This is a genomic window from Candidatus Dormiibacterota bacterium (assembly GCA_035635555.1).
Taxonomy (GTDB): Bacteria; Acidobacteriota; Polarisedimenticolia; order Gp22-AA2; family Gp22-AA2; genus Gp22-AA3.
In genome coordinates, this window is sequence record DASQAT010000004.1 from 35,504 (window position 1) to 54,491 (window position 18,988).

Here is an 18,988-nt window from a genome sequence, read left to right on the forward strand (position 1 = left end):
AGCGGCAGGGGCGTGCCCCCCGGCAGGATCGGCGGGGGATTTCCGTGGAGGAGACCGATGTCCGTCAACTCGAAGCGGATTCTGATCGGCGCGCTCGTCGGTGGCGTGGTGTGGAATGCCTGGAGCATGGTGGTGAAAGGGATCCTGCTCGCCAGCCGCTACGAGAAGGCGACCGCCGCGGGGTCGTTCCAGGCCACCCCACGCCTGCCGTTCATGCCTCTCTGGATCGTCACGCTCTTCGTCCTCGCGTGGATCATCGCTTCGCTGTATGCCGCCGTGAGGGTGACCTGGGGCCCCGGCCCGGTGACCGCGCTCAAGCTCGGCGTCATGGCCGGTTTCGCCATCGGGGTTCCGGGCAATCTCGGGACCGCCTCCTGGGCGACCTTCGGCCGGATCTTCCCGTTCTGCTGGGCGCTGGACCTGGGAATCGGATCCGTGTTCGCAGCCCTCATCGCCGGCTGGCTGTATCGCGATTGAGGAGGGGGCCGGTCTCGCCGGTGATGAGGCGGGCGCCGCTCTCGTAGCGCACGTACAGCCACGTCCACTCCAGCATCACGACCAGCCGGTTGCGGAAGCCGATCAGGAAGGAGATGTGGATCAGGAGCCAGGCCAGCCAGGCCACGAAGCCCGACAGGAGGATCCGGCCGAATTGCGCCACCGCCGCCGCCCGGCCGATGGTCGCCAGGGAGCCCTTGTCGCGGTAACGGAACGCTTCGAGCGGACGGCCGCCGAGCGCGCGCAGGATGTTGCGCGCCGCGTGACGCCCCATCTGGATGGCGGCGGGGGCCACTCCCGGGACCGGTCGGCCGTCCTGCTGCAGCGACGCCAGGTCGCCGATCACGAAGACCTCGGGATGGCCCGGCAGCGTCAGGTCCGCCTTGACCGCGACGCGCCCGGCGCGATCGAGCGGAACGCCGAGCGATCGCGCGATCGGTGACGCGGCCACGCCCGCGGCCCACAGGACGTTGCGCGAATCGATCCGTCTCCCGCCGAGCGTCACGCCGGTCGCGTCGATCGCGGTGACGGGCGACCCCGTGACGACTTCCGAGCCGAGGCGCTCGAGGGCCCTCTTGGCCTTCTCCGACAGGCGCGCGTCGAACGTCCCCAGGATGCGCGGTCCCGCTTCGACCAGGACGACCCGGGCCGACCCCGGGTCGATGCTGCGGAAGTCCCGGCGCAGGATGTGCCGTCCGATCTCGGCCACGGCCCCGGCCATCTCCACGCCGGTCGGGCCGCCCCCGACCACGACGAAGGTCAGCCAGCCGCGGCGTCTTGCGGGGTCGGTCTCGCGCTCGGCTGCTTCGAAGGCGAGCAGGATCCGTCTGCGGATCGCGAGCGCGTCCTCGATCGTCTTCAGCCCCGGTGCGAACGGCGCCCAGTCGTCGTGCCCGAAGTAGGAGTGGGCCGCCCCGGTGGCCACGATCAGGAAGTCGTACGGCACCTCGCCGTCCGCCAGGAGAACCTTGCGCGCCTCGACGTCGATGGCGGTCGCTTCGCCGAGGATGACCGTGGCGTTCTTCTGGCGCCGCAGGATCCGCCGGATCGGCATGGCGATGTCGCTCGGGTTCAGCGCCGCCGTGGCGACCTGGTAGAGCAGCGGCTGGAACAGATGGTGGTTGCGGCGATCGACGACCGTCAGGCGCACCGGGGCGCGCCGGAGCGCCCGGGCGGCGTAGAGGCCGCCGAAGCCGCCGCCGAGGACGACGACGCGGGCGGGTGTCTCCGGGGCGGTCATGTCTCGGACACGCTCCTAGGGTGAGCGCCGCGGACGAATCTCAGAGCCGCGGTCATGCCCCCACGGCCCTACTTGCTGAACACGAACTTGTTCGGCGATCCCTCCAGCACCGAACCCTTGCCCGGCCGCCAGAGGGCGTGCTTCTCGATCTCCTTCGCGAGTGCCAGGTCCCTCTCGGTGATGCCGCCCGAGGCGTGCGTCTTCAGCTTGACCCAGACCTTCCCCCAGGTGACCTCGAGGTCCGGATGGTGGTAGGCCGCCTCGCTGAGAAAGCCGATGGCGTTGACCAGCATCAGCGTGGTCGGCCAGCCGTCCGTGCTGTACTTGCGGCGCAGCCAGCCGTCCTCCAGCTTCCAGCCGGGAAGCTCCTTCTCCAGACGAATCGTGATCTCCTGGTCCGGGATGACCGGAAGCTTTTCAGGCATTCGACACCTCCCGTCGCCGAGCTAGTCGAGAATCCACTTCTTCTTCTCGCGGTTGAAGTACATGTGGCGCGGCATCGAGCGATCTTCCTTGAGGAGGTCCTGCACGGAAGGCTTTCCCCGGAGCGCCTTCTGGATCGCCTCTTTCATGGCGGAGCGGTTGTTGCGGTAGAGCTCGTTGAAGTCGGCATCCTTCATGTCCGACAGGCGCGGGTCGACCCACACCAGGGAGATGATGCACAGGCTCTCGGCCTTGTTCTTCGGGATGATTCCGGCCTCCACGGCGTCGAGCACGCCGTCGGCGATGCCGGCCTGGACGGGGCCGCCGTAGACCATCACGTCCGCCATCTTCTTCAGCTGCACCTTGGGCACCATGATGGTCGCCGGCTTCACCATCTTACCGCCGTCCACCAGGCAGAAGAAGCGCGAGAAGCCGGCGCTCTGTCCCATGATCGTCGCGAACGCCTGGCCGACCGGACCATCCATCTCGCCGATCACGATCTCCGGCTCGGTCCACAGCCAGTCCTGGCTGCCTTCCCCCATCGCCTCTCCGAAGCGGATCCTGATCCGATCAGGCATGACTCTTCCTCCGTGTGGATCGTCCGAGAACGCGGCTCCCGTGGAAAAACGGCGCCGATCCTACCCCAGGCTGCGCGTCACTGTCACTCTCGGCGACCACGTCGCGAAACGCGGAACGCGCGCCGGGACGGACCGCGCGTATGATCGGCGTCCATGGACCGTCGTCACGTCCGTCTCGGGTTCGCGGGGTTCGGGAACGTCGGCCGCGCCCTGGCGCGTCTCCTTCTGGAGCGGCGCGACGAGATCGGCAGGCGGCACCATCTGACGTTCGAGACGACGCTCCTCGCGAGCGGCCGCCGCGGTGCTTGGGTCGAGCCCGGGGGGATCGATCTCGAAGCGGCGCTGCGCGACGGCTGGTCGTCGCCCGGCCGGCTGCCGGACGCGCTGCGCGATGCTCCCGTCGATCTTCTGTTCGAGACGACGCCTTTGGAGCCGAGGACCGGCGAGCCCGCCTTGTCGCACGTGCGCACGGCGCTCGAACAGGGGATGTCGGTCGTCACGGCCAACAAGGGACCGGTCGCCCTGGCGGCGCGCGACCTCTTCGCGATCGCGCGGCGCACGGGCGCGGGGTTCCGCTTCGAGTCGGCCGTGGCGGATTGCCTGCCGGTGTTCAATCTGGTCGAGGCGGCGGTGCCGGTGGGACGGATCGTGCGCTGCCGGGGTGTTCTCAACTCGACCAGCAACCACGTGCTGCAGGCCGTGAGCCTGGGCCGGCCGGCCGACGATGCCGTCGCCGAGATGCGGCGTCTGGGTCTCGCCGAGGCCGATCCGTCGCACGATCTGGAGGGCTGGGACCAGGCCGTGAAGATCGTCATCCTGGCGAACGTCCTGATGGGTCGAAACCTGAAGCCGCCGGACGTCGAGCGCACCCCCCTGGCCTCGGTCGACCCGGCCTGGCTGCGCGGCGAGACCCGGGCCGGCCGGACGGTGCGACTGATCGCGGAGGCGGCGCTCGATGGACCGGCGCGCGTGCGCGCGGAGGGGATGTCGCCGGGGGATTTTCTGGCGTCGCTCCCGGGCGTGTCTCTGGGCCTGACGCTCGACACCGAGCTGGCCGGGACGATCAACGTGTCGATCGTGGAGCCGCACGTCGAGCAGACCGCCTACGGCATGCTGGCCGACCTGGTCGCCATCCGTCAGGGACGACGGCTCGTCCCGACGCCGCTTCTGTCCTAGGGATCAGTCACCCTCCGCGCGGTACACCTCCCGGCCGTCGAACAGCGTGAGGAGGACCTTCGCCTTGTGGATGTCGAGCGGCGGCGCCTGGAAGATGTCGGGCTTGAGGACGACCAGGTCGGCCAGCTTCCCTTCCTTGATCGATCCCTTGACGTCCTCCTCGAACGACGCGTAGGCGCCGTTGATCGTGTACGCGGCGATCGCCTGCTCGAGGGTCACGCGCTCCCGCGGGATCCACCCTCCCTCGGGCCGGCCGTCCGTGTCCTGGCGCAGCACCGCGTTGTGCAGGCCGATCATCACGTCCATCGTCACCACCGGCCAGTCGCTGCCGAACGCCAGCCGGCCTCCGCTCAGGGCGATGCTGTTCCAGGCGAAGGCGCGCCCGACCCGCTCGGGGCCGACGTTGACGGCCCACACGTTGAGGAGGTTCGGCTCCGGGTAGGCGTGGTACGGCTGCATGCTGGCGATGACCCCGAGCGAGCCGAAGCGCGGGATGTCGGAGGCGTCGATCGTCTCGATGTGCTCCAGGCGGTGGCGCCGCTTCAGCCCGGGGTGCTCGCGCTCCGCCGCCTCGATGGCGTCGAGCGACAGGCGCACGGCGGCGTCGCCGATGGCGTGGATGTAGATCTGGAAGCCGGCGGCGTCCACCCGCCGCACCATCGCCTGCAGCTGGCGCGCGTCGTAACGGGGCGTCCCCCGGAGCGCCTTGTCGTTGGAGTAGGGAGCGAGCATCGCGGCGGTGTTCGACTCGATGACTCCGTCGGCGAAGAATTTCACGGTGCCGGCGCGCACGAAGTGATCGTGGTGGGCCCGCTGCGCCGCCAGGATCCGCGCGACGAGGGAATCGGTCAATTGGACCGGATTCTCGGGCATCGGGAACGCGGTGGAGGTGCGCACCGTGAGGTGGCCGTCCTTCTGCATCTCGGCGTACAGATCGATCTCGTCCTGGCCGCCGCTGCAGTTCTGGACGCTCGTGATTCCGAAGCTGTTGGCCAGCCTCATCCCCTTCAGGAGCGCCGCGATCTTCCTGTCGTGCGACGGCTTCGGGAGGACGCGCTCCATGAGCCCCATGGCCCCCTCCTTCAAGGCCCCGGTCGGCTCGCCGGTCTTCCGGTCCTTGACGATCTCCCCCTGGCTCGGGGGCGGCTGCGGCGTGCGGGCCGTGATCTCGGCCGCCCGCAGGGCCGCGCTGTTGCACCATCCCGAGTGGCCGTCGTAGGAATACAGGAAGACCGGCCGGCGCGTCTCGGCCGCGTCGAGATCCTTGCGACCCGGCAGGCGCTCCGGGAACGTCGAGTACAGCCACCCGGATCCCAGGATCCAGGGTTCGTCGGGATGGTCGGCCGCGTAGCGCCGCACGCGCCCCTGGATCTCGTCCAGGGTCACGGCACCGGTCAGGTCCACCTGGTCCAGGCCGAGCGAGCCGTCCAGGAAATGCGAGTGGGAGTCGTTGAACCCCGGGAGGACGACGCCGCCGCGCGCGTCGTACTCGCGGGTCGACGGCCCCTTGAGGGCCCGGACATCCTTCTCGGTACCGACCCTGACGATGCGATCGCCGCGCACCGCCACCGCCTCGGCCCAGGGCCGCTCCGGCTCGACCGTGTAGACCCGGCCGCCGACGATCAGCAGGTCGGCCGGCGGCTCGGGCGGGGCCGCCGTGCAGCCCGCGGCGAGACACGCCAGGGCGAGCGGGACGAAGGCGCGTGCTATCATCCGCCGCGGCGGAGGTGCGGACTGCTCTCCATCGTCGCCTGCCATCCCGACGGACGGATCGAAGAGGGAATCGCGAAGGATCGGCTGCCCGCCCTCCTCGCCGCCACGGGCACGACGCTCTGGATCGACCTCAGCGGGCCGGGCAAGGACGACTCGGACGTTCTGACCTCGGTGTTCCGGTTTCATCCTCTGACCCTCGAAGACTGCGAATCGCGGCGCCACAACCCGAAGATCGACGACTACGGCTCCTATCTCTTCATCCTGACGCACGGTGTTCATCCCGAAAGCTCGGCGCGCGAGTTCCGCACCCGGCAGCTGTCGATCTTCCTGGGACCTAACTACCTCGTCACCTACCACGGCGAGAAGTCCAGAAGCGTCGAGGCGGCCCTCGACGGCGTCCGCAAGAACCCGCTCCTCATGGCCCACGGGCCGGGGATGATCCTCTACCGGACGCTCGATCATCAAGTTGATTTGTACCTGCCCCTGATGGAGAACTTCCAGAAGCGGATCGAGGAGATCGAGAAGGCCTGCTTCGAGGCCACGACCTCGGCCATCCTGCAGGATGTCTTTGGCCTGCGCAAGGCGCTGGTCCGTCTGCGCCGCTTCTCCGGTCACCAGCGCGAGACCCTCCTGCGTCTCAGCCGGCGCGAGTTCTCGTTGATCGACGAGCGCAGCGCCATCTACCTGCGCGACGTCTACGACCATCTGGTCCGGATCACCGACCTGGCCGACTCGTACCGCGAGCTGGTCGCGGGTGCTTTGGAGGCCCACCTGTCGATCGTCTCGAACCGGACCAACGAGATCATGCGGGCCCTCACGGTCATCACCACGCTGTTCATGCCGCTGACCCTGATCACCGGCATCTACGGCATGAACTTCCAGGACATGCCGGAGCTCCGCTGGAAGCACGGTTCACTCTTCGCCTACGGCCTGATGGCCGCGGTCGCCGGACTGATGTACTACCTGTTCCGCCGGCGCGGAATCTTTCGCGGCCCGGGTCGCTGAGGGCGCCCCGCGATCGCGGCCTTCCGCTCCGACAGTGAGCGCTCCACGACCCGGCTGCCGAGGCGGTGCGACGCCTCCTTGCGGTCGATGCGTCCGGTCGCGAGCTCGTGCAGGACGACCGCCTTGTAGATCTCGAGCAGCCCGCGCCGCAACGCCTTGCCCAGGATCTCCACCTCGTCCGCCTTCAGACGATCGCACACGTAGGACAGCTCCTCGCCGATCGGCCTGCGGTAGGTCTCTTCGAGGCTCTTCATCCGTCCCTCGTCGCCGTCGCGCCTTGTCCACGGCGTCGGCGCATCTTCGCACACGGGGCCGTCCTGCGCCAGACCTGCCGGCCCCTGGGGGCCCCGGTGTGCGAGGCGGGCCGCAGCGCGGCGCGGCTCATGCTCACACGCGCGGGTAAGCCGGCGCCCAACCGCGGCGCATGGCACGGTTCGAAATCGCCGTGCCGCGTTGCGGCCCGCCTCGCACGGGGGACGCCTGAGGCCGCCGGCAGATTGGCGACAGTCAAGGCGCTGCATCAGCGCCCCTCGATCGCAGACTGGCCGCTGACACAGGTCCCGCTTCGGGTGGACAATAGGCCATGAGGCGCCCGGCCATGATCGTCCGACGGCTCCAGCTCCTGAGTCTGGCCTTCGTGACTCTTCTGCTCTCCTTCGGTTCCATCGGCGCGCCGCGCGCCGGTGAACCGGCCGTCTCCACGCCCCCGCCGGCCACGACTCCTTTGCGCGAATACGTGAGGGTGGTCCAGAGGCCCTACCTCCGGGTCGGACTGACGGTGACCGTGGTCGAGCGGCAGGGGAAGCCCGTTCGCGGCCTGTCACGGGACGACTTCCGCGTGCTGGAGGACGGCGAGGAGATGGAGCTGGCCGATTTCGGCCCGGAGGGGACGCGACGCGACCGGCCGCTGTCGGTCGCCGTGCTCCTCGATCTGTCCTACAGCATGGGGAGCCAGGTGAAGAAGGTGCGCGAGGCGGCGCAGGCGCTCCTGGCGACGCTGCGGCCGGGGGACGAGATCATGGTCGCCAAGTTCAACGACGATCTGACCGTCCTGCAGAATTTCACCGGCGACCCGGGCGATCCGGAAAAGACCCTGAAGCGGGTCGGCACCGCCTTCGGGGGCACGGCGATCTTCCGATCCATCGAGACGACGCTGCGCGACCTGCGCTCCCGCGCGGGGCGCAAGGTGATCCTGGTCGTGAGCGACGGCCTGGACAACGACATCGAGCGCGGCGGCTCGGTCTTCCAGTCGCTCTACCTGCAGGACCTGATCCGGCTGTGCTTCAGGACCGGGACGACGGTCTACGGCGTCCGTCCGGGGATGAGCACGACTTCCTGGCTGCCGTTCGAAGGATTCGTCGAAGAGACGGGCGGCCGCCTTCTCTACACCGGGGGGGATCTCGAGACGCTCTTCGCCCGCCTGGGCGAGGAGTTCCAGAGCCAGTACTACGTGGGGTACGACGTCGACCCGCAGCAGGCCGGGAAGAGACGCAGACGAATCAGGGTCGAGGTGCTGCGACCCGATCTCACCGTCACGACGGTGCGTGGATTCACGGCAGCGCGCGACAATTTCGAGGCGTTGCGTCGCGATCTTCTCGATGACGGGGCCCAGGTGCGCGCCGACGCGGTGTACGAGCTGTCGTTCCTTCCCTCCGAGCGCTCGCTGCCGGTCCTGCTCAAGGCGGCGGCCGACCCGGATGAGAGGGTGCGGGACCTCGTGGCCCGGGGGCTCGGGCGGCTGGGCGACGAAGGGGGGATGCCGGCGCTCGTGGATCTCATGGGGGATCCCCTCCCCCCGGTCCGGGCTGCGGCGGTCGATTCCCTCGTCCTGTTCGCCGGCCGGGCGACGCCGCTCCTCCTCGGGGAGGTCGTGAGGCTGACGGCAGCGGAGCCGGCCGGCCTGCGGCTGGAGAGCCTTCTCGCCGCCCTGGGGCGCGTCGGTGACGAGCGGGCGCTCGTGCCGGTGTCGACAGCGCTCCGCGACGGCGGGTCGGCCGCCCGCGTCGCGGCGGCGCGGGCCCTCGGAGACCTGGGGCTGAGCGGGGGGATCACGCCGCTGCGCGCCGTCCTGTCCGACCCCGTTCCCGAGGTGCGCGAGGCGGCGGCACGCGCAATCGTGACCATCGCCGGGCCCGCGGCCCGCGGGGTGATCGAGGACTACATCGCGCGGGAGACGGACCCCCGCCTCAGGGAGCTGGCGCGCGACCTCCTGCGGCGCTGACGTGACGCGCGCCTTGGGATAGAATGCGGATCTTCCAGCAGGAGGTGAGCGACGATGGCTGATACCCGTTCGGCCGCCCCCAAGGTGACCTACGCGACCCTGGCGGCGGGCCAGACTCCCGAGTTCAACAAGGCGTACGACGAGGCGGTCGAAAGGGTCAAGGGGGCTCTGGGGAAGACGCACGGCCTCCTCATCGGCGGCCGGGAAATCCCGGCCAAGGAAACGTTCGCCGACACGAGTCCGAGCGACACCCGTATCGTGCTCGGCCGTTTCGCGAGCGGCTCCCGCGCCGACGCCCAGGCGGCGATCGCCTCCGCGCGCAAGGCGTACGAGACCGTCTGGCGCGACCTCCCCTGGCGAGAGCGGGTCGCCTTCATCCGCAAGACCGCGTCGATCATCGAGAAGCGCCGCTACGACATCGCCGCTCTCATGAGCTTGGAGGTGGGCAAGAACCGCCTGGAGGCGATGGGGGACGGCCAGGAGACGGCCGACCTGATGAACTACTACTGCGACCAGCTGGAAAGACACCAGGGGTTCGAAGAGCCTATGGACCGGCTGTCCGACAAGGAGGACAACCGGGACGTCCTGCGCCCGTTCGGAGTCTGGGTCATCATCTCCCCCTTCAATTTCCCGATGGCGCTCTCGGGAGGGCCCTCATCGGGGGCGCTCCTGGGAGGGAACACGGTCGTCTTCAAGCCGGCGACCGACACGCCGATGACCGGCTACGCCCTGGCGGAATGCTACCGCGAAGCCGGACTGCCGGAGGGAGTCTTCAACTACGTGACGGGTCCGGGGTCGAGCGTCGGAGACGAGCTGGTGACGAACGCGGGCGCCGACGGCATCCTGTTCACGGGCTCGCGCGAAGTCGGCTTCGACATCTTCAGGAAATTCTCGCGCTCCTATCCGAAGCCGTGCATCGCCGAGATGGGCGGCAAGAATCCTGCGATCATCGCCGCCAGCGCCGATCTCGAGGCGGCGACGGACGGTGTCCTGAAATCCGCCTTCGGTCTGCAGGGACAGAAGTGCAGCGCCTGCTCGCGCATCTACGTGCACAAGTCCGTGGCCCGGCCGTTCGCCGACCTCCTGGTCGAGAAGACGAACCGGATCGCCATCGGAGATCCGGTCAGGAAGGAGAACTGGCTCGGTCCGGTCATCAACAAGGCGGCCCACGACAAGTACGCCCGGTTCGTCGAGATCGGCAGAAAGGACGGAAAGATCCTGGCGGGTGGCGAGCTGCTGCGCGGCGAGCCGTACGACCACGGATTCTTCGTGAAGCCGACCCTCATCGGCGGGCTGCCGAAGGAGCACCGGCTGATGCACGACGAGATGTTCCTGCCGATCACCTGCCTGTGGGAGTTCGACACGTTCGAGGAGGCGATCGAGCTTGCGAACCGGACCGAGTATGGTCTCACCGCGGGTCTGTTCAGCCGGGACGAAACGGAGATCAAGAAGTTCTTCGATCGGATCGAAGCGGGGGTCGTCTACGTCAACCGGCGCGCCGGCGCCACGACCGGCGCCTGGCCCGGGATCAACCCCTTCGGAGGCTGGAAGGGGAGCGGTTCGTCGGGCAAGTCCTCCGGCGGACCTTACTACGCCGCCCAGTTCATGCGGGAGCAGAGCCGCACGCTGATCAAGGGGTAGGCCCTCGAGGGGGCCGGTCATGCAGGTGCTTACGGTCGGCGACTCGAGGCTCGTCCTGGTCCAGGGGGACATCACCCTGCAGGACACCGACGCGATCGTGAACGCCGCCAACACATCCCTTCTGGGCGGCGGAGGCGTCGACGGCGCGATCCACCGGGCGGGCGGCCCGCAGATCCTCGAAGAGTGCCGCTCGATCGTGGCCAGGCAGGGGGGCTGCCCCACGGGACAGGCGGTCGTCACCGGGGGCGGCCGGCTGAAGGCGCGCTTCGTCATCCATGCCGTGGGGCCGGTGTGGCGGGGGGGCGGCCACGGCGAGGACGCGGCGCTCCGCAGCGCCTACGCCGCCAGCCTGGCCCAGGCCCTCGCCGTCGGCGCGGAGTCCGTTTCCTTCCCCTGCATCAGCACCGGGATCTACGGATTCCCCGTCGAGCGGGCCGCCCGCATCGCCTGCGACGCTGTGGCGGCTTTCGTGACCGAGCACGGCCGTCCGCGCGAGGTGCGGTTCGTCGTCTTCAGCGCTCGGGACTACGCGGTCTACGCCCCTTTGATTGACGGCACCCCCTCCGGATCCTGAGTCGCGACGGGGCCCGGGTCGCCCCCACGTGGCTTCGGGTCGTCACCACCCGTCCGTTCGCTTATCCTGCTCACATCAACGCGCGGAATGCGTCCAATGAAGATGCAGGGGGCCAGCGGAGAGCCGGGGAACGTGAATCCACCGGATGAGGCTCGACTCATCGGCGAGGCGCAGCGGGGGAGTGCTGTGGCATTCGAGGACCTGGTGCGCCGTTACGACTCGGGCGTGCTCCGGCTGGCGCTCAGGATCGTGCGGTCCGAGGAGGAGGCGCGTGAGATCTACCAGGAGGCGTTTCTCAGGACGTTCAGCACGATCGGCGAGTTCCGGGGCGAGTGCTCCTTCGGGACCTGGCTCTACAGGATCGTCACGAACCTGTGCCTGGACCACACGCGCCGGCACCGGGCCGGACGGCGGAACGCTCCGCTTCTCCCGCTCGACGGCGAGCGCGGGGACCGCTGGACCGTCGAGGCGGCCCGGCTTCTGGTCGACCGGCGGCCGGGGAGCGATCCTGAGAGGGTCCTCGAATCGGGCGAAGTGCGCCGCCGCGTCGTCGAGGCGCTCGCGCTCCTGCCGGAGCGCGAGCGGCTGGTGTTCGAGCTGCGGCACGACCAGGGGCTGCGCCTGGCCGCGATCGCGGAGATCCTGGAGACCTCCGACCAGACGATCCGGAACTGCCTGTACCGGGCGCACCAGCGACTGCGCGCGGCGCTCGCCGACCTCAGAGAGATCGCGGCCGATGGGGCGTCCGGCCGGGCCCCATCTCGCGACAGAACCGTCCGACTCGGGGGCCGACCCGAGAGGGCGAATGGGGTGGAATGATGCTCTGTGAAAAGAACCGCGAATCCATCGTGATGATGATCCACGACGAGCTGGAGGAGGCGGAGCGCCGCGACCTGGAGACGCATCTTCATGACTGCCCGACCTGCGCGGCCGTGCTGGAGGAGGAGCGGCGGCTGATGGAGCTCGTCGCCCGCTCGTCGGAAGGGGAGCCCGCCCCGGATCTTCTGCGACGATGTCGCGAGGACCTGCACCGGGCCCTGGGCGGAGCGACGACCGCGGGGAGTCGTTCCGGGACCGCCGCGGCGCTCCGAGGCTGGAGAGTGCGGCTGTCGCCCGCGTGGGCCACGGCTCTGCTCGCGGCAGGCTTCGCCTTCGGCCGCGTCTTTCCCGGATCGGGGCTCTCGTCGCTGGGGGCCCGCCCGGAGACGGCCCTGGAGGCGGGGACCACGATCGCCAACGTCGATTTCCACGAGACCGATCCGCTCTCCGACCGGATCAGCCTGACCTACGACACGCTGCGACGTACGTCCCTCTCGGGGACAGCGGGCGACCCGCGGATCCGCCGGGTGCTGGTCGACACGGTGCGCGACAGCCGGAATGCCGGGCTGCGGCTGGAAGCCCTCGACGTTCTGCGCGGTCACGTCGACGATCGCGAGGTGCGCGCCGCCCTCGTGCGCGCGGTGCGCGACGACGACAACGCCGGCGCCCGGCTCAAGGCCCTCGAGGCCCTGAGGGGGCGCGCGGCCGACGACCCCGAAGTACGCGGCGCCATCATCGATGCGCTCGTGAAGGACACGAATCCTGGAGTGCGCGTGCGGGCCGTCGACGCGCTCCAGGGGACGCGAGGCCCCGAGACGCTGGCGGTGCTGAAACGGCTGGCCGACCAGGATCCCAACGAGTACGTGCGCCTGCGCTCGGCCGCCCTGGTCAGCGAGATGCTGCCGCAGGAGCGCGCGCGATGAGCCGGCGTCCCGTTCTCCGCTCCTGGGTGATCGCCGTGCTCTGCGCCTGCGCCGTGGCCGCCTCGCTCCGCGCCCAGGAGGCGCGCTATTACGCAGAGGGGCGCTTCCTGGTGCACGAGATCGCGGGGGTGGTGCGCGAGCCGGCGACCCGCATCCGCATCGAGACCGACCTCGGATCGGTGACCGTGCGGGCCGGCTCCGGCCCCGTAGTCCGCTACCGCATCCACGTGCGCACCCGGGGAGGAGACGACGCCGCGGCGCGGCGCCTCCTCGACGGGATGCAGATGAGCGCCTCGATGATCGGCGGCGTGCTCCTGTTCCGGGGCCAGGCCTCCGCTGCGGGGGCGGCGCGCGATCTGTCGGCCGATTTCGAGATCGAAGTGCCGGCGAAGACCGAGGAGATCGAGGTCGTGACCGGTGCAGGGGACGTCGCGGCGAGCGGGCTCGCGGGCCGGGCGACCCTCGCCACGCGCGGCGGCAACATCACGGTCGACCGTCTGGGCGGGACGCTCAAGGCCGAGACGCGCGGCGGGAACATCGACGTCGGCACCGTCGGGGCGGCGGCCCGGCTGATCACGGCCGGGGGGAACGTGCGCCTGGAGTCGGCGGCCGGAGAAGTGGTGGCGCAGACGTCCGGCGGCGACGTCGTGATCAGGAGCGTCTCCGACCAGGTGCGCGCCGAGACCGGCGGCGGGAACGTGCTCGTCGAGTCGGCCGATGGCGACGTGTCGGCGCAGACATCGGGAGGGAGCATCAGCGTCGGACGCTCGAAGGGCGAGGTGACGGCCGCGACCGGCGGCGGCAGCATCCGGATCACCTCGGCGGGGGGCGGTGTGCGCTGCGAGAGCGGAGCGGGTCCCATCTTCCTCAAGGGGATCGGGGGACCGATCCGGGCGGTCACCTCGGCGGGGAGCATCCAGGCCGAGCTTCTCGGGACGGCCCGCTCGCTGTTCGATTCAGACCTGCAGACGTGGCAGGGGGACGTCACGCTGGAGGTGCCCGAGACCCTGCCGTTGACCATCCGCGCCGTCGTCGACAATTCGAAGGGGAACCGAATCAAGAGCGCCTTCCCGCTGCGCGTCTACCGTGAGGCGGAGGACGCCGGCCGGCCGGTCGAGATCGGCGAAGGCTCCATCGCCGGTGGGGGCTCGCTCATCAAGATCCGGACCCTCGACGGCCACATCGCTATCCAGAAGACCAAGATAACCGAACCATGAACCGGGAGGTCACGTCCATGTCGAGAACGCCCGTCGTCCTGGCAACGCTGCTCCTGCTCGCCGCCGCCCCGGCCTCGGCCGCGCGGCCGGCGCCGCCGCCGTCCCCGGCCTCCGGAGAGACGCCGTCCACTCCGCGGCCGGCGCCCCGCGCCCCCCGCGACCACATGATCTTCATGTCGTCGGAGGGCTCGTGGCTCGGCGTCAGCATCGCCGACATCACTTCCGAAAGGGCAAAGGAGCTGGGCATGAAGGAGGAGACCGGTGCCGAGGTCACCTCCGTGATGCCGGGCAGCCCCGCCGAGGAGGCTGGTCTTCAGAAGAAAGACGTGATCCTCGAGTACCAGGGGACGCGCATCGAGGGCGCCATGCAGCTCACGCGCATGGTGCGCGAGACTCCGCCCGGCCGCACCGTGACGGTCAAGACGCTGCGCGATGGGGAGACGCGGGTGGTGAAGGTCAAGGTCGCCGAGCACGACGGTGAGGAGCACGGGGGGATGTTCCACAGGCGGATCGAGATCCCGCCTATCGAGATGCCCGACATCGACCTGCCGGACATACCGTTCCTCGGGAGCGTCCCGTCCTCCTCGCGCCTGGGGGTCTCCGTCGAGAACCTCGGCGATCAGCTCGGCGAGTACTTCGGCGTGAAAAGCGGAGACGGGGTGCTGGTGCGCTCGGTCAAGAAGGGGAGCCCCGCGGAGAGCGCAGGGCTGCGCGCCGGGGACGTGATCGTGAAAGTGGACGGCGAGAGAATCTCCGACGCCGCCGATCTGCGGAGCCTCCTGCGCGGCCACCGCGGCAAGGCCTTCCCGATCAGCATCGTGCGCGACCGCCGTGAGCAGAACGTCACCGTCACGCTGCCCAAGCCGGAGGAGCCTCCCGAGGAGGAGCAGGAGGAGTCGCGCTCCAGGGATCCGCAGAGGGAGCGCCACCAGAAGCAGGCCGACCTCGCCGCCCTCATCCAGGAGCGCGTCCGCAGCAGGATGGATCAGGCCAGGGCCAGGCTGGAGGCGGCGCAGGCCGAGTTGGAAGCCCGGTCAGGCGCGGCGGACGACGATATCTAGAACTCAGGCTCCCGTCCTCCGGCGGGGGCCGCGGACTTCGCCCGGGCCGTTCCTCCCACCTCAAAGCGCTGTCAGTCGGCACGGCCCGGCGCCCCGCAGGGGGCGCCGGGCTCCCCCCCGGGGGCCTGTGTCGGCCCTTGCCACCCGGCCCCGGTATCCCGTAACCTTCGGAAAATGGCCGACGACTCACGCGGCGCGCGTCATCCGCGAGCTGGGCCTGGGACGTACGCCACCGGATCTCGGGTGGGACGTGCTCTGTACCTGGTCGCGGCGACGGTGCCGCTGTGCCTCCTGGGGATCCATCTCATGCGCCGACACTCCTACTGCACGTCGATGGCCACGATGAGCCAGGTCCGGTCCTTCATCTCCATGCCGTGATGCGGCTCCGTTCCCTTCCCCTCATAGCGATACCAGGCGCCGGGCTTCATCGTCCCCCGCTGCGGGTCGATGGCGGGAAATTCCGACAGGCGCAAGCCCTTCGCGACCAGCGGGGCGGCGTCGATGAAGTAGACGATGTCCTCGTCTGTGTCCTCGGGCTTCGTGCTGTAGTGCGCCATCACCGGTCCGCCGGTGTTGAGGCACATCTCGCCGGTCTTGGAGGCGAAGTCGATCGCCATCGCCGGCTTGAGCGCCAGGATGCGGGCGACGGCCATGACCTCGGCCTGCGCCACCGCGGGCAGCTTCTGGATGGCATCGCACGCCGGTTCTCGACCCTTGTCCGGAGTCGTTTCGCCGGGCGCGCCGGCCGCGGTCGCCAGGATCGCCAGGGAGGTGACCGCGATCGCGCGCCATCCCCGACCCGGTGTGAATGTTCCGTTCAGTCGCATGGAGTCGTCTCCTTCGCATGGGACGTTCGGTCCCGAGGGTAACACTTCCACGTGGACCGGGGGCCGCTCAGATGAACACCGCCGCGGCGACCGACAGGAGTGACAGGGCGCGCGTCCGGTCGAGAAGGCGCAGCCGATCCGCGAACGCCGCGGTGCCCGCCCCGGGTGACGCGAGGAGATCGAGGTAGACGACGGCGGGCCGCAGGCCGGCGCTCTTCTTCGCGAGCCTGCCGAATCGATCCGGGCCGTCCCTGCGCGCCCTGAGGCGTCGGGCGCGTGCCGCGCGCGCCAGCCGCGGGGCGTCGGCGGAGAGGATTGCATCCAGGGCCTCCCCGGAGGCGTCGCTCCACGCCTCGCGCACCCGCCCCGCGATCCCGAGGTGCTGCACGAGCAGGCCGTCCGTCGGGCGCTCCGGCAGGTTCATCGACCAGGAGGACAGGGGGATGAGATCGCGGAACATCCCGGTGTCCGCGGCGATGACGGCGCCGCCCTCCAAAAGCGCGAGGATCGTCGCCTCCACGACGATCCCGGCGCCTCCCCGGTGCGGGGACAGGGACGCCGACAGCTCGGTGGCCTGAAGCGCGGCGTCGGAGTCGGCCGGAAGGAACGGCTCGTGCAGGGCGCGAGCCGGCAGGAGCTCCGGGCGCCAGAGAGAGGGCGGAACGATCACGCGTGCATGCCGCTGGCGCTCGACGATCCAGTCGATCGCAGGCCGGGTCGCGGGACGGTCCGGGTTGAACAGGAGGACGCGGACGCTCGGCCCCGGTGGCATCGAGGCCCAATCCTACACGAGCGGCGGGTGGAGCGGGGCCGGGCGCCTTTCGATCCGCTAGAACTTCACTCCGACGCCGATGTACGGCCCCTTGTAGGTGTTGTTGACCGAGCCGAAGTCCTTGTCGGTGACGTCGAAGCGGAACTGGCGGTACCCGGCGAAGAACCCGAGGACGTGGGCCACGTACATCTCGGCCTGCACGCGGGCGTCGATGATGTCCACGTGCGTCCCCGACACGGTCGCCTGCACGCCGTTCAGCTCCGCCTTGATGTGGAAACCGGGCAGCGGCTTGATCGTGACGTAGGCCGCCAGGGTCGGGTAGGGGACGCTCTGGTCCAGCGAGGCCTGGCCGCTCACGGAGCCCTTGAGGTCCATCTTGATCTTGGCCTGGTTCACGCCCAGACCGAGCCCCACGTCCACCAGCTTCAGGTCGGCGATGCTGAACAGGAACTTGCCCTGGAGGAGCTTCACGTCGAGGTCGCTCTTCAAGTTCTGGCCGGCGGTGTAGAGCTTGTCGTCGAACACGAACGACTGACCGAGAGTCGTGTCTCCCGACCTGGACGAGTCGAAATAATCGAACACCAGCCGCGTCTTGCTCCAGCGGAACCAGACCCGCCCCATGACCGTGTTGTCGGTCTTGTCGAGGCCGAGAGTGTCGTGGAAGTCGAAGGTCGTGCCGTTCAGGATCGAGCCGTCGATCGAGGCGCCGCCGTCCTGGCTCTGGTGCCAGTACGAGCCCTCGGCGCCGATCCAGTCTCCCAGCGCGAGGGCGGGACTCGGTGCGGCGCACAGCAGAACGAGCGCCAGCGGCAGCGAGACCAGGGCGTTCGACAGCGGCCTGCAAATCCTGCGCGATTTCATGAATCCCCCTCCTCCCCGGGCGACCGGACGAGCGATGCATAACCTAGTGCCCGCCTCGCCACAGGGCAAGTCGCGGGGCTCCGACCGGGCCGCGGACGCGGGGTCCCGACGGTCGGTTGACACCCCATCGGGGGGGTCCTAGAATCGAAGCATGGCGCGCGACGGCGACCATCCCGACGATCTCGTTTACGACTGGAACCTCTCCGACCTCCCGGCAAGACCGTCCCTTCCGATCGGTCTCGACGACGAGACGCTGCGCGACGGTCTGCAGGGACCGAGCGTCACCGATCCGCCGATCGAGATGAAGGGCAGGATCCTGCGCGCCATGGACGCGCTCGGCATCGACACGGCCGACGTCGGCCTGCCGGGCGCGGGCCCGAAGGCGGTCGCCGACTCGACCGCGCTGTGCCGGCAGATCGTGGAGGAGAAGCTGTCCATCCGTCCGAACTGCGCGGCGCGCACGATGGCGCGTGACATCGAGCCGATCGCGCGGATTGCCTCGTCCACGGGTCTCCCGGTGGAGGCCTGCCTGTTCATCGGCTCATCGGCGATCAGGCAGTACGCGGAGGACTGGTCGATCGATCTGCTTCAGCAGCGCACGGAGGAGTCGGTCAGGTTCGCCGTCAGGGAAGGGCTTCCGGTGATGTACGTCACCGAGGACACCTGTCGCGCGCATCCCGACACGCTGCGGCGCCTGTACAGGACCGCCATCGACTGCGGGGCGCGGCGTCTGTGCGTGACCGACACGGTGGGTCACGCGACGCCCCACGGGGCCGTGCAGGTGGTCCGCTTCGTGGCGCGGATCGTCGAGGAGAGCGGTGCCCACGTCGGCATCGACTGGCACGGCCACCGCGATCGCGGCCTGGGACTCGCCAACACGCTCGCCGCGATAGCCGCGGGCGCCACGCGGGTGCACGGATGCGCGCTGGGCATCGGCGAGCGGGCGGGGAACACCCCGATGGACCTGATCCTGGTGAACCTGAAGCTGCTCGGTTGGATCGACCGCGACCTGACGGGTCTGGGCGAGTACTGCCGCCTGGTCTCCGAAGGGTGCCGGGTGCCGATCCCCTCCAACTATCCCGTGGTCGGCCCGGACGCCTTCGAGACCGGCACCGGCGTGCACGCCGCGGCGGTCATCAAGGCGCTGCGCAAGAACGATCCGTGGCTGGCCGACCGCGTCTACTCCGGCGTCCCGGCCTCCGATTTCGGCTTCCGCCAGACGATCCGCATCGGTCCGATGAGCGGCCGGTCGAACGTCATCTTCTGGATGGAGCAGCACGGCCTGGAGCCGAAGGACGAAGTGGTCGATCGAATCTTCGCCGCCGCGAAGAACAGCGACCGGCTCCTCGAAGAGGATGAGATCCGGGAGCTGGCCGGCCCGCCGAAGGCCTCCGCCGCGGGCCGTCCCCGCAGTTCCGGCACGCGTCGCCGCGGCTAGCAGC

19 protein-coding genes are annotated in these 18,988 nt (G+C 69.6%); 11 read left to right on the forward strand and 8 right to left on the reverse strand.

The features are described from left to right. Positions 1-57 precede the first annotated feature (57 nt). On the forward strand, positions 58-477 hold the full coding sequence (locus VEW47_01420; GenBank protein ID HYS03826.1) for a hypothetical protein: 420 nt from the start codon (positions 58-60) through the stop codon (positions 475-477). On the opposite strand, the gene VEW47_01425 is transcribed toward VEW47_01420, so the two are convergent. From VEW47_01425 to fae, 3 genes are all read right to left on the reverse strand, one after another. Continuing rightward, positions 449-1,735 (reverse strand): NAD(P)/FAD-dependent oxidoreductase, encoded by a 1,287-nt coding sequence (locus VEW47_01425; protein ID HYS03827.1) that lies wholly within the window; start codon positions 1,733-1,735, stop codon positions 449-451. The genes VEW47_01420 and VEW47_01425 overlap by 29 nt on opposite strands. A 68-nt stretch (positions 1,736-1,803) precedes the next feature. Next, positions 1,804-2,160, reverse strand: a complete 357-nt coding sequence (locus VEW47_01430) for a 4a-hydroxytetrahydrobiopterin dehydratase (protein HYS03828.1) — start codon at positions 2,158-2,160, stop codon at positions 1,804-1,806. Between the two features lie 21 nt (positions 2,161-2,181). Further along, entirely contained in the window at positions 2,182-2,736 is a 555-nt protein-coding gene (fae, locus tag VEW47_01435; protein HYS03829.1) for a formaldehyde-activating enzyme, read from the reverse strand. A gap of 153 nt (positions 2,737-2,889) precedes the next feature. Here fae and VEW47_01440 point away from each other — a divergent pair, with 153 nt between their 5' ends. Next, a complete protein-coding gene (locus tag VEW47_01440; protein ID HYS03830.1) occupies positions 2,890-3,912 on the forward strand; it encodes a homoserine dehydrogenase in 1,023 nt (340 codons plus the stop codon). A gap of 3 nt (positions 3,913-3,915) precedes the next feature. Here the strand turns inward: VEW47_01440 and VEW47_01445 are convergent, their stop codons facing one another. After that, positions 3,916-5,811, reverse strand: a complete 1,896-nt coding sequence (locus tag VEW47_01445) for an amidohydrolase (GenBank protein HYS03831.1) — start codon at positions 5,809-5,811, stop codon at positions 3,916-3,918. Here VEW47_01445 and corA point away from each other — a divergent pair. After that, entirely contained in the window at positions 5,788-6,630 is an 843-nt protein-coding gene (corA, locus tag VEW47_01450) for a magnesium/cobalt transporter CorA (GenBank protein HYS03832.1), read from the forward strand. The two genes, VEW47_01445 and corA, sit on opposite strands and share 24 nt — an antisense overlap. On the opposite strand, the gene VEW47_01455 is transcribed toward corA, so the two are convergent. Then, positions 6,585-6,884 carry a hypothetical protein gene (locus tag VEW47_01455; protein ID HYS03833.1) on the reverse strand — a complete coding sequence of 100 codons (300 nt, stop codon included), beginning with the start codon at positions 6,882-6,884 and terminating at the stop codon, positions 6,585-6,587. The two genes, corA and VEW47_01455, sit on opposite strands and share 46 nt — an antisense overlap. Before the next feature lie 344 nt (positions 6,885-7,228). On the opposite strand from VEW47_01455, the gene VEW47_01460 reads away from it, so the two are divergent. The 7 genes from VEW47_01460 to VEW47_01490 all read left to right on the forward strand — a co-directional run bounded on the left by VEW47_01460 (position 7,229) and on the right by VEW47_01490 (position 15,086). Continuing rightward, entirely contained in the window at positions 7,229-8,851 is a 1,623-nt protein-coding gene (locus VEW47_01460; protein ID HYS03834.1) for a VWA domain-containing protein, read from the forward strand. A 54-nt stretch (positions 8,852-8,905) separates the two neighbouring features. Further along, the gene (locus tag VEW47_01465) at positions 8,906-10,492 is read left to right on the forward strand and encodes an aldehyde dehydrogenase family protein (GenBank protein ID HYS03835.1); all 1,587 of its coding nucleotides are present in this window, start codon (positions 8,906-8,908) and stop codon (positions 10,490-10,492) included. Positions 10,493-10,511: 19 nt separating this feature from the next. Next, positions 10,512-11,066, forward strand: coding sequence for an O-acetyl-ADP-ribose deacetylase (locus VEW47_01470; GenBank protein HYS03836.1), 555 nt, complete (start codon positions 10,512-10,514; stop codon positions 11,064-11,066). A 132-nt stretch (positions 11,067-11,198) separates the two neighbouring features. Next, positions 11,199-11,885 (forward strand): sigma-70 family RNA polymerase sigma factor, encoded by a 687-nt coding sequence (locus VEW47_01475; protein ID HYS03837.1) that lies wholly within the window; start codon positions 11,199-11,201, stop codon positions 11,883-11,885. Then, on the forward strand, positions 11,882-12,808 hold the full coding sequence (locus VEW47_01480; protein HYS03838.1) for a HEAT repeat domain-containing protein: 927 nt from the start codon (positions 11,882-11,884) through the stop codon (positions 12,806-12,808). The genes VEW47_01475 and VEW47_01480 overlap by 4 nt, the downstream gene beginning before the upstream one ends. Beyond that, positions 12,805-14,025: a hypothetical protein gene (locus tag VEW47_01485; protein HYS03839.1), complete on the forward strand. Its 1,221-nt coding sequence runs from the start codon at positions 12,805-12,807 to the stop codon at positions 14,023-14,025. The genes VEW47_01480 and VEW47_01485 overlap by 4 nt, the downstream gene beginning before the upstream one ends. Positions 14,026-14,042: 17 nt before the next feature. Beyond that, positions 14,043-15,086 (forward strand): PDZ domain-containing protein, encoded by a 1,044-nt coding sequence (locus VEW47_01490; GenBank protein HYS03840.1) that lies wholly within the window; start codon positions 14,043-14,045, stop codon positions 15,084-15,086. Positions 15,087-15,406: 320 nt separating this feature from the next. Here VEW47_01490 and VEW47_01495 read toward each other — a convergent pair whose 3' ends face one another. The 3 genes from VEW47_01495 to VEW47_01505 form a co-directional block, all read right to left on the reverse strand. Further along, a complete protein-coding gene (locus tag VEW47_01495; GenBank protein HYS03841.1) occupies positions 15,407-15,913 on the reverse strand; it encodes a hypothetical protein in 507 nt (168 codons plus the stop codon). Between the two features lie 67 nt (positions 15,914-15,980). After that, complete coding sequence (locus VEW47_01500; protein HYS03842.1) at positions 15,981-16,685, reverse strand: hypothetical protein; 705 nt, start codon at positions 16,683-16,685, stop codon at positions 15,981-15,983. Positions 16,686-16,742: 57 nt separating this feature from the next. Next, complete coding sequence (locus VEW47_01505; GenBank protein HYS03843.1) at positions 16,743-17,546, reverse strand: hypothetical protein; 804 nt, start codon at positions 17,544-17,546, stop codon at positions 16,743-16,745. Between the two features lie 151 nt (positions 17,547-17,697). On the opposite strand from VEW47_01505, the gene VEW47_01510 reads away from it, so the two are divergent. Next, positions 17,698-18,984 (forward strand): LeuA family protein, encoded by a 1,287-nt coding sequence (locus VEW47_01510; protein HYS03844.1) that lies wholly within the window; start codon positions 17,698-17,700, stop codon positions 18,982-18,984. Positions 18,985-18,988: the final 4 nt, after the last annotated feature.

Coding starts and splice junctions, on each gene's coding strand:
- VEW47_01420 (HYS03826.1), top strand. CDS start 58: ATGTCCGTCAACTCGAAGCGGATTCTGATCGGCGCGCTCGTCGGTGGC.
- VEW47_01425 (HYS03827.1), bottom strand. CDS start 1,735: ATGACCGCCCCGGAGACACCCGCCCGCGTCGTCGTCCTCGGCGGCGGC.
- VEW47_01430 (HYS03828.1), bottom strand. CDS start 2,160: ATGCCTGAAAAGCTTCCGGTCATCCCGGACCAGGAGATCACGATTCGT.
- fae (HYS03829.1), bottom strand. CDS start 2,736: ATGCCTGATCGGATCAGGATCCGCTTCGGAGAGGCGATGGGGGAAGGC.
- VEW47_01440 (HYS03830.1), top strand. CDS start 2,890: ATGGACCGTCGTCACGTCCGTCTCGGGTTCGCGGGGTTCGGGAACGTC.
- VEW47_01445 (HYS03831.1), bottom strand. CDS start 5,811: ATGAAACCGGAACACCGAGGTCAGAACGTCCGAGTCGTCCTTGCCCGG.
- VEW47_01455 (HYS03833.1), bottom strand. CDS start 6,884: ATGAAGAGCCTCGAAGAGACCTACCGCAGGCCGATCGGCGAGGAGCTG.
- VEW47_01460 (HYS03834.1), top strand. CDS start 7,229: ATGATCGTCCGACGGCTCCAGCTCCTGAGTCTGGCCTTCGTGACTCTT.
- VEW47_01465 (HYS03835.1), top strand. CDS start 8,906: ATGGCTGATACCCGTTCGGCCGCCCCCAAGGTGACCTACGCGACCCTG.
- VEW47_01470 (HYS03836.1), top strand. CDS start 10,512: ATGCAGGTGCTTACGGTCGGCGACTCGAGGCTCGTCCTGGTCCAGGGG.
- VEW47_01480 (HYS03838.1), top strand. CDS start 11,882: ATGATGCTCTGTGAAAAGAACCGCGAATCCATCGTGATGATGATCCAC.
- VEW47_01485 (HYS03839.1), top strand. CDS start 12,805: ATGAGCCGGCGTCCCGTTCTCCGCTCCTGGGTGATCGCCGTGCTCTGC.
- VEW47_01490 (HYS03840.1), top strand. CDS start 14,043: ATGTCGAGAACGCCCGTCGTCCTGGCAACGCTGCTCCTGCTCGCCGCC.
- VEW47_01495 (HYS03841.1), bottom strand. CDS start 15,913: ATGCGACTGAACGGAACATTCACACCGGGTCGGGGATGGCGCGCGATC.
- VEW47_01500 (HYS03842.1), bottom strand. CDS start 16,685: ATGCCACCGGGGCCGAGCGTCCGCGTCCTCCTGTTCAACCCGGACCGT.
- VEW47_01505 (HYS03843.1), bottom strand. CDS start 17,546: ATGAAATCGCGCAGGATTTGCAGGCCGCTGTCGAACGCCCTGGTCTCG.
- VEW47_01510 (HYS03844.1), top strand. CDS start 17,698: ATGGCGCGCGACGGCGACCATCCCGACGATCTCGTTTACGACTGGAAC.